This window comes from Micromonospora sp. NPDC005254 (assembly GCF_042872525.1).
Lineage (GTDB): Bacteria > Actinomycetota > Actinomycetes > Mycobacteriales > Micromonosporaceae > Micromonospora.
In genome coordinates this window covers 158,197-175,311 of the sequence record NZ_JBIAKM010000006.1, presented here as the reverse complement: position 1 = coordinate 175,311, position 17,115 = coordinate 158,197, and the positions used below count along the sequence as shown (strand labels likewise).

Here is a 17,115-nt window from a genome sequence, read left to right as displayed (position 1 = left end):
CTGGACGGCCCTCTCGCCTCGGCGAGGGGGCCGTCCACCGTTCACCGCGCCGATCGGCTCGGGCCCGGGTGGCCGACACCCGACACCGGAGCGCGCGGTAGCCGACTGTGACCATTACGTCACGACGAGCACACTCTTCCCCGACATGTTCCCGTCGAATGGAGGAACACATGCGTCTCCGATCGTTCGTCACCGCCGCGCTGGCCGCCGTCCTGGCCGCCGGCGCACTCACGCCGGCGGCACCGGCCGCCGCGGCCACCGCCGACCGCTGGGGGTTCGCGTACGTGCAGGACCCCACGGTGCCGGTCTGGACCGTGCTGGACACCAGCCGGCAGTGGGGTAGCTGGAAGACCGCGTTCCCGGCCGCCTGGGCGGACGGCGTCAAGCTCGCGCCCGGCCGGTTCCAGGTCCGCTTCCCCCAGGTGGGCGCCAGCTCGCGGGGCGTGCCGCACGTGACCCCGGTGAACCGGACCGGGCACTACTGCGAGGTGGTTCGCTGGTTCCAGTCCGGCGCCGACGAGATCGTCGACGTGCAGTGCCACCGGCCCGGCGGCACGCGCGAGGACACCCCGTTCACCGTGCTCTGGACGACCAGTTCGGGCGTGCTGCCGGCCGGCACCTCCCACGCGTACGTGCAGTGGGGCGGCGGCGTCGTGGTGCAGTCGTACAACTCGACGGGCGTGGTGAACACGGTCGGGCCACTGGGGGTCGGGCAGTACCTGGTGCGGCTGCCCGGGGTCGGGCTGGCCGGAGTGCTCGCCGGCGACGTGCAGGTCACCGCCGTACAGCCCAACGCCGGCCCCCGCCGGTGCAAGGTCTACTCCTGGGCCGCGGTCGGTAGCGACGTGCAGGTGTACGTCTTCTGCTACGACCAGGCCGGCGCGTTCGTCAACACCGACTTCGCCCTGTCGTACCACCGCCGGCGGCCGGTGATCGGCTCCCTCGCGCCGCCGTCGTACTTCGGTTACCTGGGCACCGCCGTCGGTGGGCCGACCAACGACAACTCGGTGCTCGGCGTCGGGGCGAACACGGTGGCGCCGCTGGTGCCGGCCGGCCGCTACCTGGCGACCTTCCCGCAGATCGGGCTCAAGGAGACCCACGTCCAGGTGGTGGCGCAGGGCGCGGGCAGCAACTACTGCCACCTCACCCAACCGTGGACGTACACCACCAACGCCGACGTCGACGTGATCTGCTTCGACAACGCCGGCGTCGTCACCCCGCACCGCTTCCTGGCCACCTTCACCTCCCGACTCTGACGCCACAACCGCGCCGGCGGTGGCCGCTCGCGGTCGCCGCCGGCAGGATGAAGCCGGCCATCCGCTACCGGGCGGAGAGCAACGGCGCCGACGACCTGCGCCACCTCATCAACGAGGCCTCCGACTGACCCGACGTGCGGTCCCGCGCTGGTCAGTCGGTGCGGTGGCCTGGGCCAGGGTGAGCGAGCCGTCCCGGATCGCCGCGGCTACGGAGCAGACTCGACGGTCTCCCGGCGCTCGTCCCTGCTGACCAGGATCTTTCTGCCCGACCACCGAGCGACGCGGCCACCAGGGCGCAGGCCCACGAAGGCGACCACACCGGAGGCCAGGTACAACGCGGCCTGCACGTTGAGGACGAGCACGACGCTGAGCGCGTCGCCGAGCAGACCGGCCGCCACCATGCCCAGGCCCTGTGCCGCGTTGTAGATCGCGTAGTACGCGCCGAAGGCCCGGCCGAGATCGGTGTCCGGCACGCTCTGCTGAATCTGCGCGAAGGCCCCGCTGCCGTAGGCGACGCCCGGCACGCCGACCAGGATGAACAGCAGGACGTACCAGCCGGGTTGACGGGTGACCGCCGGCCCGTTCCAGATGACCAGGCTGATCAGGCCGAACGTGGTGGCGCCGAGGCTCATCAGCAGCCGGGAGCTGAGCCGCGTCCCCAGCATGCCGACGATGAGCCCGCTGGCCACACCGCCGATCGCCTGTACGCCACGGAGCACGCCGGTGAGCGTGCCGTCGGCATGCAGCGCGCGGCTGACGAAGACCACGAAGAGCACCACGAACAGGCCCTGCGCGATGCCACCCAGCGCCACGCTCAGCATCGTCACCCGCACGGTGTGGTTGCGCAGCATCGCCGCGAGGCCGGACCGCCAGGTGGCGAAGAACGGCGACGTACGCTTCGGTGGGTTCGACGCCGCGACGCCGCGACGCGCGGCCCGGCGGCCGGCGACGATCAGGGTTGCCGTGGTCGTGAAGGCCACGACGGCACCGATGGCGAGGTAACCGGTGCCGGCGCGGGTGATCGCGAACCCACCGAGCGAGCCTCCGATGAGCCGTCCCACACTGATGTTGAGTGCCACCATGCTGTTCGCGCTCACCAGGTGCGCGGGCTCGACGAGGCTGGGCAGCGCCGCGTTGCGGGCGGAGTCGAACGTCTGGGTCAGCACGGCCTGGGCGCCAGCGATCAGGCAAATGATCCACAGATGGTGGCCGGGTTCGGCGAGCAGGGGAAGCACCGCTGCCGCCTGCGCCACGGCGGCGCAGCCCATGAGCCGGAACCTGTCGTAGCGGTCGGCCAGGGCACCGGCGAACGACCCCAGCGTGATGCCGCACAGCAGCTCGACGAGGAAGACGGCGGAGGTGGTGAACGCCGACCCGGTCACACCGAACACGTAGATCGGCAGCCCGGTGAGCAGCAACCAGCTCGCCACGCTCGAGCAGAGCCCCGCGGCCCAGATCACGACGAATCCGCGGTGACGCAACAGCGTCACCATGTCAGACGAATTCCGGTGTGGGGTAGGCCTGCAGGCTGAGGCTGACCGGTCGGGCGTCGCTCGGGGGCGCGTTGCGCAGGGGGCGCAGGTACGGCCGGATGACGGCGTCCAGGGTCAGCGTGAGGTGTCGCAACTCCTCCGGGGTGAGCGACAGCGTGTAGTTGTGGAAGGTCGCGCTCCCCCGCCACTCGTCTGTCAGCTTGTGCTGCCGGTTCTGGTAGCGCTGCAGCGACCGGAACACCTCGTCGAACTCGAGCGCGGTCAGCGCGTCGTTGACCTGCTGTCCGTCGGCGTCGTCGGAGTCGGGGAGGTATTCGAGCCCGGTGGCGGCGGCACGCCAGGGCCGGTCACGTCGGTTGGTTCCCTCGGCGGGGGCCCGTTCGATGAGGCCGTGCCGGGCCAGCTGGTGCAGGTGGTAGCTGCAGTTCGAGCCCGTGTCGTCGAGAGCCTCGGCGCACTGGGCGGCGGTTCGCGGGCCGGCGGCCAGCAGGTAGCGCAGCAACCGCAGGCGCAGCGGGTGGGCGAGCGCGCGCAGCGTGGTGGCGTCGCGTACCCGCACGCGACGTTCCGACCCGGTCGGTTCCATGGAGTGACACTCCTAATCGAAAGACTCCTTTCGTTTATACGCCCCTGGAGACAGTTTTCGCAATGAGTGTTTCGCATCGGCGATGGGTCCGTGTCCGCCGCCAGCAGGGCGCGGCCTCGTGGCGGAGATGACGTGGCCGACGACCCGCGCGCATCACCGGATGCGAATAGGTGAGTGCATCGCTACTATGGGTCAGCAATCCAGAGGGAAGGGGGTAGTGCCCGCGTGCGAAGTCCCGTCAACGGAACCACGACGATGTCTGCGTCGAGCCGGTCGGCTGCGCCCGTGGCCGGCCGACTGCGCAGGCTCGCCCGGCGGTTGGTGCTGATCGCGGCTGCCGTCGGGGCCGGTTTCCTCCTGGCCGCCCTGTTCCAGGGGCCGGCCGCCGCCGACGGGATACGCAGCGACCCCGGCAACGAGCCTCATCGGCAGATCCGCGCTCTGGTCGAGCCGATCGCACGGCTCACGGTCGCGGAGCGCTCCGCGGGTGAACGCCCGCGCGTCGTGCGGGCCGACGAACCCCGTCCTGATCGGCCCCGCGCCCCGCTGGCCGGGGCCATCGGTAGCGTCGTCACCCCCCGCGACGTGACACCCTCGACGCCGCCTCGCCGGCCCAGGGCCGCGTCGCCCGGGTCCGTGCCGCTGCCTCGAGTCGGCGCAGCCGTCCCGCCCGGCGCTGCCGAGCGCGCGAGGCTCCGGCCCGCGTCCCCAACGCCCGCGGCTCATCGTCCAACTCGCCATGGGCACCCGTCCCGGCCGGCCGCTGATCCGGCACCGCGGCCGGTCCCCGCCGCGGCCGAGGCACACGCGCTGCCCGTACCGGCCGGTTCTCTCGCGGTGGGCCTGATCACCGCCCCACTGCCGCATGTCGTCGCCATCGTACGGACAGTGCCGATCCAGTCTGTCATCGTGGCGCTTCTCCGTGTCACCGACGCCGTTCTACCGCCCGATCTCAGGGCGGTGATCCCTCCGGCGACACCTCCGCTGACCGCTCCCCCAGCGCCCGGGCCGGCCACCGTGCCGATGACCGACTCGCCTCCCGTGGCGGCCGCGCCGACACCACCGGCGGATTCGGCGGTGTCGCCCGTCCGCGCCGCGCCGGTGGTCGTATGTGCCACGGCAGCGCCGCCTCCCGCCGCGCCGCCGCCGATGTCCGTCGCCGTCCCCACGCGTCCCACGGCCTCGAAGGGGCACCTCGCCGCACGCCCGGCCCCGTTGGCGGTGGCCGCCGAACTTCCCGGCCGACCCGTCGCGCCGGTCGACCAGGAGGCCGCCGGCGTCGACAATGGATCGACGGCGGGGCCGGGTCTGATCCGGCCCGTCGACCGGCAGTCGCCCCTCGCCTCCGGGGTGCCCTGCGAACTCGTGCCACTCCTCGTCGAGAGCCACGCTCCGTCTGCGATCGCCCGCCCGGGCTGAGGCGGGTCGACCGACCCGGATGCCGGCCGACACGCTCGGTCCCATCCGCTGGCCTGGTCGATCAGTGCCCGTGCCCGTCTGCCGTGACGGTGCCGCGGGCCCATGCCTATCCGTCCGTCGCGCACGACCGCCCTGACCAGCCCGTGGACGTTCCGGGATCGGTGGCCGGTGTGACGCGTACCTGAGATCGGAGAAACGTGGTGATCCACGTTGTCGTCGCCGAGGACATGGGTTTACTGCGCGGTGCGCTCTGCGCCGCGCTGTCAGGTGAGGAGGACATGAAGGTGGTCGCCGACGTCGAGGGTGTCGGCGAGTTGTTGACGGTGGTACGCCGGTGCAGACCCCAGGTGGTGGTGCTGGCGCTGACACCGGAGTCGCCCGACCCGGTGGAGATGGTCACCCGGATCAGCGCCGAGGCGCCGCACGCCGCCGTGCTGGCGATGAGCCCTCGGTGGAGCCCCGCCCTGGTGGAGGCCGCGCTGGCGGCCGGCGCACGCGGCCTGCTCGGGAAGGACAGCTCCCTGGTGGAGCTGGTGCGGGCGATCCGCGCGCTCGCCGCCGGGGAGCGGGCGATCGATCCGGCCGCCGCGGTGGCGGTGCTGAGCCCTCCGGAGATCCCGTTGACGCCTCGGGAGATGGACGTGCTGCGGATGGCCGCCGAGGGTCTGCCCCTGAAGGAGATCGCGGCCCGCCTCTATCTGGCGCACGGGACGGTGCGCAATCACCTCTCGGTGATCCTGCGCAAGACCGGTGCGCGCAACCGGTTGGAAGCGGTGTGGCGCGCGCGGAGTAACGGCTGGTTGTAGCCGTCGGGGGCGGGGCCGGTGGACGTGTCCGGCCCCGCCCCCGTCGCCGTGCGGGCCCAACGGATGCGTGTTTGAATATCGACGTAGTGTAATCGCCTTCGGAGTGCGGAAAGGTTCATCGTGATCCGTACCCTGCTCGCTTTGGACGGTGCCCTGGTGCTGGGCGCGCTGTCATTCGTCCTCGCCGCCGAGGACGACATCCGCGTCGTGGCGGAGGTGGATCGCGGCGACGCGGTCTCCGCGGCCGTCCGCGCCCAACGCCCCGACGTGGTGGTGGCCGACCTCGACGTCGTCGAGGGAGTCGACCCGAGCCGCTTCGGTCGGTGCCCCGTCCTGGTGCTGGCCCACCCACATCGGGCACGGCGACTGCGCGGCATGCTCTGCCCGACCCGGACGGTCGGCATCCTGCGCAGTGACGCCGGCCCCCAGCGGGTCATCGACGGGATCCGCCGGCTCGCTCGCCGGGAGCCGGTGCTCGACGCGGATCTCGTCGTCGCGGCGCTGCGCTCGGACAGCCCGCTGACCAGCCGCGAGACGGAGGTGTTGACGCTGACAGCGGCCGGGGCGCCGGTCGCGGAGGTGGCGGCGACGCTCGGGCTCAGCCGGGGCACCGTCCGCAACCACCTCGGTCGAATCACCCGCAAGGCGGGTGCGCGCACCCGGGTGGAGGCCGTGCGGATGGCAGGCGAGGCAGGTTGGATCTGACGGCGCCGTCGGCTCGGGGCGCGGAGGTCAGCTCAGCCGGGCCCCCGTCCGGGACAGCGCCACCGGATCATCCCAGCAACCGACGAGGGCCCGGTACGTGGCAGATCGGGCCATCAACTGCTCGTGCGTTCCCACCACGGGCTCGTCGCCGTCGAGGACCAGCACCCGATCGGCCCGCAGCGCGGAACTGATCCGGTGCGCGATCACCACGAGACTGCCGTGCCGCCGGGCGAAGGCACTCTCGACGGTCGCCTCCAGCGCCGGGTCCAGGTGACAGGTCGCCTCGTCGAGGACCACCAGCGGGGCGGGCGCCAGCCAGGCCCGGACCGCCGCGATGAGCTGCCGTTCACCGGCGGAGAGCAGAGCCGGCACGACCGGCGCGTCCAGACCGCCCAGGCGCGTCGCCAGGGGGCGCGCACCGAGCGCGGCGAGGGTGACCTCCAGCAGGTCGTCGTCGGCGTCCGGCCGCAGGTAGCGGAGGTTGTCGGCGAGGCTGCCGGTGAAGACGTACGCCTCCTGAGGCACCAGCACTCTCATCCGGGCCAGGTGGGCCGGCTCGGCGTCGGCCACCGCCGCGCCGGCCAGGCGGACCGTGCCCGCCTGCGGCGGCACCAGACCGGCGAGCAGGGCGGCCAGTGTGGACTTTCCCACGCCGCTCGGGCCGACCACGGCGAGGTGATCCCCGTCGGCCAGCGTCAGTGCGAAGTTCCGGAGAACGGGCCGGGCGCGCGGGCCGTAGCCGAAGGTCAGTCCGCGGACCTCGACGGCCGGTGAGCGGTCGACCGGACGGGCCGGCGGGCGCGCGCGGGGCGCCCGGGTGGTGGGGGCGGGCAGGTGGGGTCCGCCGGACACCGCAGCGGCCCGCAGGATGTTCTCCAGGGTGACCGCGTACCGCAGCCCGCCGCCGCCGATGCCCTGCACCAGCGTGTGCAGGGCCGGTTGCAGGCCGGTGGAGACGTAGATCAGCGCCCCCAGCACCGCGCCCGCCGTCAATCCGCGTTCGACCAGCCACGGAGCGGCCGAGAGCAGCACGACCAGCGGCAACCAGCCGCCGATGCCGAGGCTGAGGCTGCGGATCACCGCCATCCGGGCGAGGGCGCGTTCGGCGGCGGCCTGTGCCGACACCTGCCGTTCCACGTCGGCCGTGACGCGTGCCTGCGCGCCGCAGGCCAGCACGTCGCGGTGACCGGCCAGCGCGGCCGACGCCGCCTGGCCGAGCTGTTCACCAGCCCGGACGTACGCGCGCTGGTGCCCGGCCATCGCCGGCAACGCGGCGAGGAACACGGCCAGACCGGCGACCAGTGGCGCGGCGGCCAGCGCCGCCACCACCGGCGCCAGGGCGAGCAGGCCGAGCAGGGCCGCGCCGGCGGAGAAGAGGAAACCGCGGGTCACCATCAGCAGGCCCGCGAAGGTGTCGCGGACGATCTCCATCTGGTGGGTCAGCCGGGTCACGGCCGCGCTGTCCGGGCGGCCACCCGCCCGGGTGGCGTCGCGCAGGGCACCCCGGACCACCTGAGCGGCCACCTCGTCACGGAACGGCTCGACCACCGCGCCGAGGCTGCGGTACGTCCGACCGGTCGCCGCCGCGCCGACCAGCACGGTCACGGCGAGTACCCCCAGCCACGCCAGGCCGTTGAGGAGCCGCCCGGCCAGGAAACCGTCGTCGACGGCCCGGGCGACCAGCAGGCCGGCGAGCAGCGCGGGCAGCGACTCGACGAGCGACCAGCCGCAGAGCCGGGCGAGGTCACGCCGGCGGGCCCGCAGCGCCCGCCAGGTCACCCGTCGTACGCTGGGACGGCTCACGGCCCACCGCCGGCCGGCTGGAAGAGAGCGCGGTAGTCCGGGTCGGCCCAGAGTCGCCGGTGCGGCGCGAGGCCGCGCAGCCGACCGCCGTCCAGCCAGGCGACGAGGTCGGCCGCGGCGGCGGCAGCGGTCCGGTGGGTGACCACCAGTCGGGTGCGCTCGCCGCCGCGTCCGAGAACCGCCTCGGTGATCCGGTGCTCGGTCGCGGTGTCCAGGCTGGACATCGCGTCGTCCAGGATGAGCAGCCGCTCGGCGGCGAATGCGCGGGCCAGGCCGAGGCGTTGGGTCTCGCCTCCGGAGAGCGGTGTGTCCGCCAGTGGGGTGCGATAGCCGTCGGGCAGACGGTCGATCACGTCGGCGACCGCCGCCCTGCGGGCCCCCCGAAGGACCGCCGGCGTGGCCGGGCTCCCGTCGGCCGGCGGCGTCGCGGACTCGACCGGCAGCGCCAGGCCGATCGCGTCGTGGACGGTCGCGCCGATCAGCACCGGCTGGTCGAACGCATAGCCGACGGCTCGGCGCAGCGCCGCCCCGTCGAGGTCGCGCAGCGGCACACCGTCCAGTAGCACCTCACCGCCGTCGGGGTCGTGCAGCCGTCCCGCCACGGCGGCCAGGGTCGACTTGCCGGCACCGGACGCTCCGACGACGGCCACGATCGCGCCGGCCGGTACGTCCAGGTCGATGCCGTCCAGGATGGGCCGGCCGTCGTCGGCGTGCACGCGTACCCGGTGCAGTCGCAGGGCCCCGCCGCCGGGTGGAAGTGGTCGCCCGCCCGCTGGTGCGGCGGGCTGTTCCAGCAGCTCGGCGACCCGGTGTGCCCCGGCGCGGCTGCGGACCAGGTGGTTCAGGGTGGCGAGCACCCCACCGAGTCCGGCGCCCATGGCCGCGTACCGGACGGCGGCGACCAGTTGGCCTGGCGTGAGCCAGCCCGCGGTCAGGGCGTACCCGCCGACCGCGATGACGCTCAGCTGCAGCAGCGGCGCCACGGCGGAGGTACGCGCACTCGCCCGGGCCAGCAGTTCCCACGCGCGCCGGCCGTGCAGGCCCAGCTCCGGCAGGGCCGCCAGCACCCGCTCCTCCTCACGGTGGACGGTGGCGGCGGCGGCGATGGTCCGGGCACCGGTCAGCGACTCCAGCAGTCGGCCGGCGATGGCCCCGAGCACCCGCTGGTATCCGGCGGTCGCGGCCGAGGCGTCGGCCACGAAGGCGCGCATGAGGACGGCGAGCAGGCCGAGGCCGGCGAGCAGGGTGATCCCCAGGACCGGTTCCATGATGGCGAGCGCGACGACGCTGCCGAGTGGTGGAAGCACCGCCACGATGGCTAGGACGACTGCGTTGCCGGCCTGTCCCGCGTCGGCGGCCTGGCCGACCAACCGGCCGACGAGATCACCCACCGGATAGCGGCGGGTGGTGCGCACATCCACGGCGAACAGGTGACGCAGCAGGCGCTGGCGCAGCCCGGCGGTGGCGCGTGCCGCACCGAATCCGCTGGCCAGGTCGGTGAGGGTGTCGACGCAGACGAGGACGACGACCAGGGCACCGGCGGACACCGGCCACCAGCCGGAGCCGCCGGCGAGGGCGGCGTCGACGGCACGGCCGAGGGCCGCGGGCAGCAACAGTTCAGCGGCCGCGCCGAGCAGCGCGACCGCCGCGAGTCCACCGGTCCAGCCGCCGCCGGCCAGAACCGTCCGCCTCAGCAGCCGGTCCCCCGCCTCGAACGTCGGCATCGGTCCTCCCAGTGCTACGCGGTCGCCCTGGGTGGGCACGTCTGCCCGCCCAGGGCGACCGCGTTCTGCGATGGATCAGTTGCAGGTCGTGACGGAGAGCGAGCTGTCGCCGCAGAGCAGCAGGCTCGCCCGGCTACCGCCACCCGTGCGGTCGGCCGGAGCCATCTCCAGGCCCTGGAGGTCCAGAAGCGCCATGTCGTTCACCTCCCTTCCATCCGTTCGTCGATCCGGTCGCCCCCGCTGTCGCGAGGGAGTCTCTGCGCGCCCGACAGGGGCGCGAGGAAGGGCAGCACCGGCGGCTCGTCGTGTCGCGCACAGGCCAGCGCGTGGAGCACGCCGGCGGTGCCGGTGCCGAAGTCCATGGAGAGCCGCAGCAACTGCTCGCCGGGGAACGCGGTCCCGTCCCGGTACGGCAGCGCGTGCCAGGCCAGCCGGTCCACCTGTGCGGCGAGTTCCCTGCGGTCGGCATCGTGGGCCGAGGCGGCGAGGTAGGCGATGATGCCGGCACGGCCGGCGAAGAGCCCGGACTGTGCGTAGAACGGTGACCGCGCCGCGCGGCGGATCCCCGCGCTGGCCTCGGCGAACCGGTCGTCGGCCCGGTGGCGCAGGTACGCATCGAGGACCAGCCCGATACCGACGCTGCCGTGCGCCAGGTACGGCATCGTCCGCCAGCCCTCGTTGACCTCCAGGGCGCCGTCCGGCCGCAGCACACACCGGCGCAGATCCTGGCGCAGTGCCGTGGCGGCGTGTCCCAGCAGTTCGTCGTCACCGCTGAGCTCGTAGAGCCGCAGCAACATCAGCGCCGGTCCGGTCCGGCCGCGCAGCAGCCCGGCGTACGGATTGCGTCCGCCGCTGACGTCCGGGCCGGGGTCGTCGGCCAGTTGCCCGATCACCCGCTCGGCGGCCCGCCAGGCGGCGTCGCGCAACGACGCCTCCCCGGTGCGCCCGGCCAGCTCGGCCAGGTTGAGCGCGATCCCGGACAACCCGCTCGCCAGGCTGTGGTCGAGCCCGTCCAGGGGCTCGCGCAGGCAGATGTCGAGCACGTCCAGCGCGTCCTGGCGGCGTCCGAGGTGATCGAGGGCGTACGCCACGCCGTGCAGGCCGTCGTAGAAGCCGCAGCGGGTGCCGGACGGTGGCGCTGTCGCCCGCCGCACCAGCCAGTCCTCGTGCTCGGGCCACCGCCCGGCGCCGCTCCTGTCGAGCGCGTACAGCACTCCGGCCGCCCCGTGGGCGAGGTTGAGGCCGCCGCTGCGGAACTGCTCGATGTCGCCGGGGAAGAGCCGGTCGTCGCGCTCGGGGGTGGCGCTCGCCAGGGTCGCCGTGGTCAGTCGGTCCCTCGTGGTGGGCCAGTCAGCCGCGCCGAGACCCCCGTGCGGGTCGGCGGTGACCCGGGGGCCACCGGTGATCTCCTCGACGGCCGGGTCGAGGAAGGACCTCGGCACCGGGAAGTTCGCGGCGATGATGTCGGCCAGGTGAGCCGCCTTCGCCGGCGCGAGCCGCACCAGCTGGGTCAGTGGGAGGAACAGCGCCAACCGCAGGCACGCCAGGGCGTACCGGTCGACGGCCGGCCCGGTTCGGTCCCGCGGCGCCGCGAAGCCCTGGTTGCGCAGCCCGGGCCGGCGGTGCCCGGCGATCGGGGCGGCCACCTCGAAGTCGACCAGGGCGACCCGGTCGTCCGGCCGGATCATGATGTTGAACAGGTGCAGGTCCCCGTAGACCAGGCCGCGCTCGTGGATCGCCGCGACGAGGGACTCGACCTGCTCGTGGATGTGCCGGGCCCAGCGGGCGTACTCCGCCCGGTCGTCGTCGGTCGCGTCGGCGTCGATCAGCGGGTACCGGTCGACCAGCACCTTGTTCAGCGGCCGACCCTCGATGAACTCGAGCGCGAGGAACCGGTGCTCGCCGAGGGCGAACTCGTCGTGCACCCGCGGCACCTGCGGCAGGTCGGCCAGTTGCCGCAGGGCCTCGGCCTCGCGGGCCAGCCGGGCGACGGCGTCGGTGCCGTCCGCGTCCAGGCCGGCGTGCGGTCGGGCCTCCTTCAGCACCACCTGGGTGTCGGTACGCAGATCCCGGCCCACGTACAGCCCACCGCCGTTGGAGAAGTGGATCACCTTCTCGATCCGGTACGGCACCTGGTTGGTGCTGGTGTCGTTGCGGGCGGCCAGGTGCGGGCCGAGGAAGTCGGGCAGGGTGACCCAGTCCGGTACATGGAAGACCGGCTCACGGCGATCCGGCACCAGCGTGCCGTTGTCGTCCTCGATCGCCGGCACCACCTGACCGTCGGGCGAGTGGCAGTAGCGGGCGGCGAAGCCGCCGTAGCGCACGTGGACCGGGCCGTCGCCGTAGCGGAGATCGCTGAGGATGTACGGGCCGGTCTCGCCGGTGAGCAGCTCGTCGAGCTCCTTGCAGACCAGCTCCAGCTCCGCGTCGTCGCGCGGGTAGACCGTGATGAACTTGCCGCTGGCGGCCCGCGCGGCGTACTTGGAGTTGCGCAGCAGCAGCGTGCGGGGCCCGCGGAGGAACTTGAAGGACAGGCCGCGGGGGACGCAGTAGTTCCAGACGGCGTCCAGCACCCGCTCGGCGTTCGCCAGGCCCGCCGACACGTGGATCTTCCAGCCCTGCTGCGGCAGCGAGCCGCCGTCCGGCGCGTAGATCAGCCAGTCGTCGAGCGGCTCGCGGCGCCAGCCGGTCGGGATGGGGCGCTCGGCGGCCGGGAAGACGGGCTGCGCGACGGCGCTGCCGAGCGAGTCGTAGAACAGCCGATCCGCCGCGCAGTAGCTGTCGTAGCGTTCGTCCACCGTCCCGCCTCCTCTCGAACTCGGCCGGCTGTTGTTCCGGCGTTGAATCGAGTTTCGTCGACGGGAGGCGGTGGGTCCCAGTGCGCTTAGTCACTGACTTCGATGCAGGGCGCATCGGTACTCATGACATTAGTCAGGGCCCATGGCACCGGCTCCGCGGATCACCGCGCACCGGCCCGCACCCGAGGCCGCCCGCGAACCTCGTCGGCGCTGTTGCGGCTTGACGAGCCCCTGACCTGGGACTATTCCGATTGGATCGGTGAGGCAGCGCGTTCGTCCGCTCACCGACGTGCTCGTTCCTGGCCCCTCGATCGGGCGGAACCCGGACCCCGGTGATCGCTGGGTTAACAGTGACGTCACTCAATCGAAATCGGAGAGGTCAGCGCCACCGGAGCCACCGTCACTCTCGGTAGCGACGCCTGGCCCGAGGCCGCTCGACGTGGGCGAGCACGCTGATGGGCCCGGCCACGCGACCCGCGCGAGCCTCAGCCGGGTGGCTGCTCCTTCGTCAGGTGGAGCAGCCACCTCTCGCCGGTGCAGATGAGCGCGTACCGCCGGCGGCCGGTACGCCCGTGCAGCGTGAACAGCATCCGGCGGTCGGTGCGGTCGTGCTCCTCCCACGTGCCGATGTCGGCAATCGACTTGTCGGCATCCTCGTAGGTGAGGTGATCAAGGTGGTGATCGGGCACCGCGATCGCGAGCCGGTTGTCGCCGGGACTGTCCGGCAGACCACGGGGAACCGCCCACGAGCGCAGCACACCGTCCTCCTCGAGCCGCAGGTCGAAGTGCGGTCGGGGTTTGCGGTGGTGGTGCAGGACGAAGGCGGGGCCCACCCTTTCATTGTCGACGACCTGCGGCCCCGCCGCCGGTCAAGCGCCCGTGAGCAGGAAACCGTGCAGGCCTCGCAGGTCAGCCCAGATACTTCTCCCACGGGCCGGTGATGGCCAGGGTGAGGCCGGGGTCCTGCATGTTGACGAAGAGCACCTTGCCGTCGGCGGTGAAGGTCGGCCCGCAGAATTCCGAATCGTTGAGCTGGTTGCGGGCGATCGCGTACGTCGGCCCGCCCGGAACCGTGCTGAGCACGTGGGAGGCGCCAGCGCCGTCCTCGGCGAGCACCAGGCTTCCCCACGGGGTGACTGTCACGTTGTCCGGGCCGTCGAAGGTGAGGTCGGTGTACTTGACCGGCGTGCCCTCCTCGGAGGCGGTCTGGTGCGGGAAGTAGGTCACCAGCTGGATGGTGTGGGTCCGGTAGTTGTAGAACCAGACCATGCCGTCGTGCGGCGCGGCGTCGGCCGGCAGGTCACCGTCGTCCCAGGCGTACGAGTTGACCACGTACGCGCCCTCGTCGGTGGCCCACACGCCCTCGAACTTGCGTCCCCGGGTGACCTGGCCGTCGGCGAACTGCTCGCGTACGGACGTGGTGCGCGCGTCGCGGTCCGGCACCTCGATCCACCGCACCGGGAAGGGGCGGCCCAGCTGCGCGGAGGTCAGGTAGGCGACGTCCGGCAGGACGGAGCCGTCGTCCATGATGATCTGCATCGCGGCGAGGACGCCGGCGTTCGGCGCGAGGCGGGTCAGCACGCCGGGGCCCAGCTTGACCCCGGCCGGGGCGGTCCAGCGGTAGAAGAGGCCGTTGGGCTCGTCCGCGTCCTCGGAGAGGTAGACGTGGGTCCGGTCCTTGTCGACCGCCAGGGCCTCGTGGGAGTAGCGGCCCAGGCACTTGATCGGCCGCGGGTCCGCGCTGCCGTCGGCCCAGACCTCGAAGACGTACCCGTGGTCCTTCTGGAAGGCGCCGGTGCGGCCGCCCTCCTCCCACTCATCGCCGGCCCGGTCCTCGGTCTCCTCGCAGGTCAGCCAGGTCCCCCACGGGGTCGGCCCGCCGGCGCAGTTGGAGACGGTGCCGGAGAGGGCGACGAACTCGCCCAGGTTGCGGCCCGCACGGTCCGTCGTGATGACGGTGCAGCCACCGGCGTCGACGGCGCCCGAGTCGTAGACCGTTCCCTTGACGTGCGGCACGCCGAACTCGGCGCCGGGGTCGATCTCGTGGTTCTGGATCAGGGTGTAGCGGCCGTGGCCGGCGTCGTAGACGGCCATGCCGTCGTGGGCCGACGGGGTCGTGCCCTGGCCGCGGTCGAGTCGGGTGACGCCGGTCCGGGTGACCACGGTGTAGCTGAAGCCCGCGGGCAGGGCCAGGATCCCCCTGGGGTCGTCCACGAGCGGCGGGAAGGGCACGGGACCACCCAAGCCCTGCGAGTGCGGCCGACCGGGGCTGGCCTGCGCCAGGGACGGCAGGCCACCGGCGACGGCAAGGCCCACACCGGCGGCGGCGCCGCCAGCGAGGAAGGTACGACGGGAGGAAGGCACGCGGATCAGCTCCTGGTCAAGGCAAGTGCGACGGCTGACAGCCAACTCCGGCCGACGGACACGGACACGTCACCCGGGGGGTCGCGTGGTGACATCGGAGTGAAGAATCAGGGCCGCCCGCAACCCCGCCGAGCCGACGGTGCGGGCCCTCGCCCTACCGGGCCCGCCGCGGCGATGTCCAGCCCTGCTGGTGCAGCCGTTCGATGCCGTCGAGCAGCAGGTCCAAAGCGAACTCGAACTCGAACTGGTCATCGCAGCCCTGCCCCACGACCGACTGGTCGTCGTGGGACGCCGCCCCGGCGATCTCCGCCAGGTGCGGGAACTGGGCGGCGAACTCCGGCGGTAGGGCGGCGGGCGGCTCGGGGCTGGTGGCTCCGGACCGACCGGCCTGGCGGGAGGCGTCGAACAGTTCCTGGCTGAAGCCCAGCACCCGGCTGCCCATCGTGTGCATCACGTGGTGGGCGAGGTTGGCGGAGAACCCGCCGGCCTTGAAGGTCGCGACCACCGAGTCGAGATAGGCGAGGACGGCCGGCGTCGCCATGCTCCGGGACTCGATCGCGAGCGGCGCCCAGGGGTGCCGGCGCAGCACCTCCCGCGCCGAGAGGATGCGCCGGCGGATGGCGTCCTTCCAGTGGGTGTCGGACGCGGGCGGGTCGATCTGGCTGACGATCACGTCGATCATGCCGTCGAGGAGTTCGTCCTTGTTGGCCACGTGCTTGTAGAGCGCCATCGGCACGACGCCCAGATCCTGGGCGAGGTTGCGCATGCTGAGCGATTCGATGCCGGCCTCGTCGGCGAGCGCCACGGCGGCACGCAGGACGCGATCCCTGCTCAGCGGCGTCCGGCGCAGCGTCTCAGCCTGCTCAGCCATCTCGTCCTCGTCCTGTCCGGCGGTTGTTGAACCATAACCGCCTTGACAGGTGTACGGCGTACACCTACCGTCAGTGTACGCCGTACACCCTCGGGAGGGATCATGAAGGCGATCGTTCAGGACCGATACGGCCCACCGGAAACCCTCGCGCTCGCCGAGGTCGCCACGCCGACGCCCGCCCCCGACGAGGTGCTCGTACGGGTCGAGGCGGCCTCGCTCAACGCGTACGACTGGCATGCCATGCGGGGTGATCCCCGGATGGCGCGGTTGGCGATGGGCCGGACGCGGCCCCGGGCGCGCATCCGTGGCCGCGACTTCGCGGGCCGGGTCGAGGCCGTCGGTGCCGACGTCCGGCAGGTACGGCCGGGCGACGCGGTGTTCGGCGACCTCGGCGAGGCCAACGGGGCGTTCGCCGAGTACGTGTGCGTGCCCGAGACGTTGGTCGCGGCGATGCCGGCGAACCTGACCCCGCAGCAGGCGGCGGCCCTGCCGCTGGCTGGCATCACGGCGCTCATGGGGCTGCGCGACGCCGGGGGCGTCGAGCCCGGCCACCGCGTCCTCATCAACGGCGCCTCGGGCGGCGTCGGCACTCTCGCCGTGCAACTGGCCAAGGCGCTCGGCGCCACCGTGACCGGGGTGTGCAGCACCCGCAACGTCGACCTGGTCCGCTCACTCGGCGCCGACCACGTCGTCGACTACCACCGCGACGACTTCACCCGCGGCACAGACCGCCACGACGTCGTGTTCGACCTGGTCGGCAACCGCTCACTCAGCGAGCTGCGGCGGGCGCTGACACCGACCGGGACGCTGGTGCTCTCCGGTGGCGGCGTGTACGACGGCGGCAGCCTCCTCGGACCGGTCAGGCTGATCGCGCGCGGACGGCTGCTGGCCCCGCTGGTCCGACACCGCATCGTCACGCTCACGACGACACCGGGCCGGCAACACCTCGACACGCTCCGCGGCCACGTCGAGGCCGGCCGTCTCACCCCGGTCATCGACCGTACGTATCCCCTCCACGAGGTGCCCGCGGCCATCCGGTATCTCGAAGGCGAGCACGCGCGGGCAAAGGTCGTCATCACCATCTGACGGCCGGCATCGCCGGCGGATCGCTGCTCGGCGGCGCCCTCCTGCCCACCTCGGGGGCACGCCCGCTGGCACTCATCGGTGGATTGCTGACGCTGGCCGCCCTCACGCTGCTCGCCGTGGACACGCGGCTGCGCCACAGTGGCGGGTCCGCCCCGACCATGGCCCGTCCCCCGGCCAGCCCCGCGGTTACGCCGTAGCCGGACC

General features: G+C 72.9%; 14 protein-coding genes. 5 read left to right on the top strand and 9 right to left on the bottom strand.

Annotated elements, in window-relative coordinates; translation table 11 throughout:
• Nucleotides 1-170 precede the first annotated feature (170 nt).
• Nucleotides 171-1,256 carry a hypothetical protein gene (locus tag ACFYPR_RS19920; protein WP_363939415.1) on the top strand — a complete coding sequence of 362 codons (1,086 nt, stop codon included), beginning with the start codon at nt 171-173 and terminating at the stop codon, nt 1,254-1,256.
• A gap of 206 nt (nt 1,257-1,462) precedes the next feature.
• Here the strand turns inward: ACFYPR_RS19920 and ACFYPR_RS19915 are convergent, their stop codons facing one another.
• Nucleotides 1,463-2,749, bottom strand: a complete 1,287-nt coding sequence (locus tag ACFYPR_RS19915; RefSeq protein WP_387261446.1) for an MFS transporter — start codon at nt 2,747-2,749, stop codon at nt 1,463-1,465.
• A 1-nt stretch (nt 2,750) separates the two neighbouring features.
• On the bottom strand, nt 2,751-3,335 hold the full coding sequence (locus ACFYPR_RS19910; protein ID WP_354855506.1) for a winged helix-turn-helix domain-containing protein: 585 nt from the start codon (nt 3,333-3,335) through the stop codon (nt 2,751-2,753).
• A gap of 909 nt (nt 3,336-4,244) precedes the next feature.
• Here ACFYPR_RS19910 and ACFYPR_RS19905 point away from each other — a divergent pair.
• From ACFYPR_RS19905 to ACFYPR_RS19895, 3 genes are all read left to right on the top strand, one after another.
• On the top strand, nt 4,245-4,754 hold the full coding sequence (locus ACFYPR_RS19905) for a hypothetical protein (protein WP_355066544.1): 510 nt from the start codon (nt 4,245-4,247) through the stop codon (nt 4,752-4,754).
• A 200-nt stretch (nt 4,755-4,954) separates the two neighbouring features.
• Nucleotides 4,955-5,560, top strand: a complete 606-nt coding sequence (locus ACFYPR_RS19900) for a response regulator transcription factor (RefSeq protein ID WP_354855508.1) — start codon at nt 4,955-4,957, stop codon at nt 5,558-5,560.
• A 120-nt stretch (nt 5,561-5,680) separates the two neighbouring features.
• The gene (locus ACFYPR_RS19895; protein WP_354855509.1) at nt 5,681-6,265 is read left to right on the top strand and encodes a response regulator transcription factor; all 585 of its coding nucleotides are present in this window, start codon (nt 5,681-5,683) and stop codon (nt 6,263-6,265) included.
• A 27-nt stretch (nt 6,266-6,292) separates the two neighbouring features.
• Here ACFYPR_RS19895 and ACFYPR_RS19890 read toward each other — a convergent pair whose 3' ends face one another.
• The 7 genes from ACFYPR_RS19890 to ACFYPR_RS19860 form a co-directional block, all read right to left on the bottom strand.
• Nucleotides 6,293-8,068, bottom strand: coding sequence for an ABC transporter ATP-binding protein (locus tag ACFYPR_RS19890; protein WP_355066545.1), 1,776 nt, complete (start codon nt 8,066-8,068; stop codon nt 6,293-6,295).
• Nucleotides 8,065-9,792 carry an ABC transporter ATP-binding protein gene (locus tag ACFYPR_RS19885; RefSeq protein ID WP_387261442.1) on the bottom strand — a complete coding sequence of 576 codons (1,728 nt, stop codon included), beginning with the start codon at nt 9,790-9,792 and terminating at the stop codon, nt 8,065-8,067. Before ACFYPR_RS19885 ends, ACFYPR_RS19890 begins: the two co-directional genes overlap by 4 nt.
• 75 nt (nt 9,793-9,867) lie before the next feature.
• A complete protein-coding gene (locus ACFYPR_RS19880; protein WP_013734295.1) occupies nt 9,868-9,987 on the bottom strand; it encodes a SapB/AmfS family lanthipeptide in 120 nt (39 codons plus the stop codon).
• 5 nt (nt 9,988-9,992) lie between these two features.
• Complete coding sequence (gene lanKC / locus ACFYPR_RS19875) at nt 9,993-12,590, bottom strand: class III lanthionine synthetase LanKC (RefSeq protein ID WP_387261439.1); 2,598 nt, start codon at nt 12,588-12,590, stop codon at nt 9,993-9,995.
• 485 nt (nt 12,591-13,075) lie between these two features.
• Complete coding sequence (locus ACFYPR_RS19870; protein WP_387261436.1) at nt 13,076-13,423, bottom strand: DNA polymerase ligase N-terminal domain-containing protein; 348 nt, start codon at nt 13,421-13,423, stop codon at nt 13,076-13,078.
• A gap of 76 nt (nt 13,424-13,499) precedes the next feature.
• Nucleotides 13,500-14,954: an alkaline phosphatase PhoX gene (locus ACFYPR_RS19865; protein ID WP_387261434.1), complete on the bottom strand. Its 1,455-nt coding sequence runs from the start codon at nt 14,952-14,954 to the stop codon at nt 13,500-13,502.
• A 154-nt stretch (nt 14,955-15,108) separates the two neighbouring features.
• The gene (locus tag ACFYPR_RS19860) at nt 15,109-15,825 is read right to left on the bottom strand and encodes a TetR/AcrR family transcriptional regulator C-terminal domain-containing protein (RefSeq protein WP_354855515.1); all 717 of its coding nucleotides are present in this window, start codon (nt 15,823-15,825) and stop codon (nt 15,109-15,111) included.
• A 102-nt stretch (nt 15,826-15,927) separates the two neighbouring features.
• Between ACFYPR_RS19860 and ACFYPR_RS19855 the strand changes: the two genes are divergently transcribed.
• On the top strand, nt 15,928-16,911 hold the full coding sequence (locus ACFYPR_RS19855; protein ID WP_387261430.1) for an NAD(P)-dependent alcohol dehydrogenase: 984 nt from the start codon (nt 15,928-15,930) through the stop codon (nt 16,909-16,911).
• Nucleotides 16,912-17,115: the final 204 nt, after the last annotated feature.

Coding starts and splice junctions, on each gene's coding strand:
- ACFYPR_RS19920 (WP_363939415.1), top strand. CDS start 171: ATGCGTCTCCGATCGTTCGTCACCGCCGCGCTGGCCGCCGTCCTGGCC.
- ACFYPR_RS19915 (WP_387261446.1), bottom strand. CDS start 2,749: ATGGTGACGCTGTTGCGTCACCGCGGATTCGTCGTGATCTGGGCCGCG.
- ACFYPR_RS19910 (WP_354855506.1), bottom strand. CDS start 3,335: ATGGAACCGACCGGGTCGGAACGTCGCGTGCGGGTACGCGACGCCACC.
- ACFYPR_RS19885 (WP_387261442.1), bottom strand. CDS start 9,792: ATGCCGACGTTCGAGGCGGGGGACCGGCTGCTGAGGCGGACGGTTCTG.
- ACFYPR_RS19880 (WP_013734295.1), bottom strand. CDS start 9,987: ATGGCGCTTCTGGACCTCCAGGGCCTGGAGATGGCTCCGGCCGACCGC.
- ACFYPR_RS19860 (WP_354855515.1), bottom strand. CDS start 15,825: ATGGCTGAGCAGGCTGAGACGCTGCGCCGGACGCCGCTGAGCAGGGAT.
- ACFYPR_RS19855 (WP_387261430.1), top strand. CDS start 15,928: ATGAAGGCGATCGTTCAGGACCGATACGGCCCACCGGAAACCCTCGCG.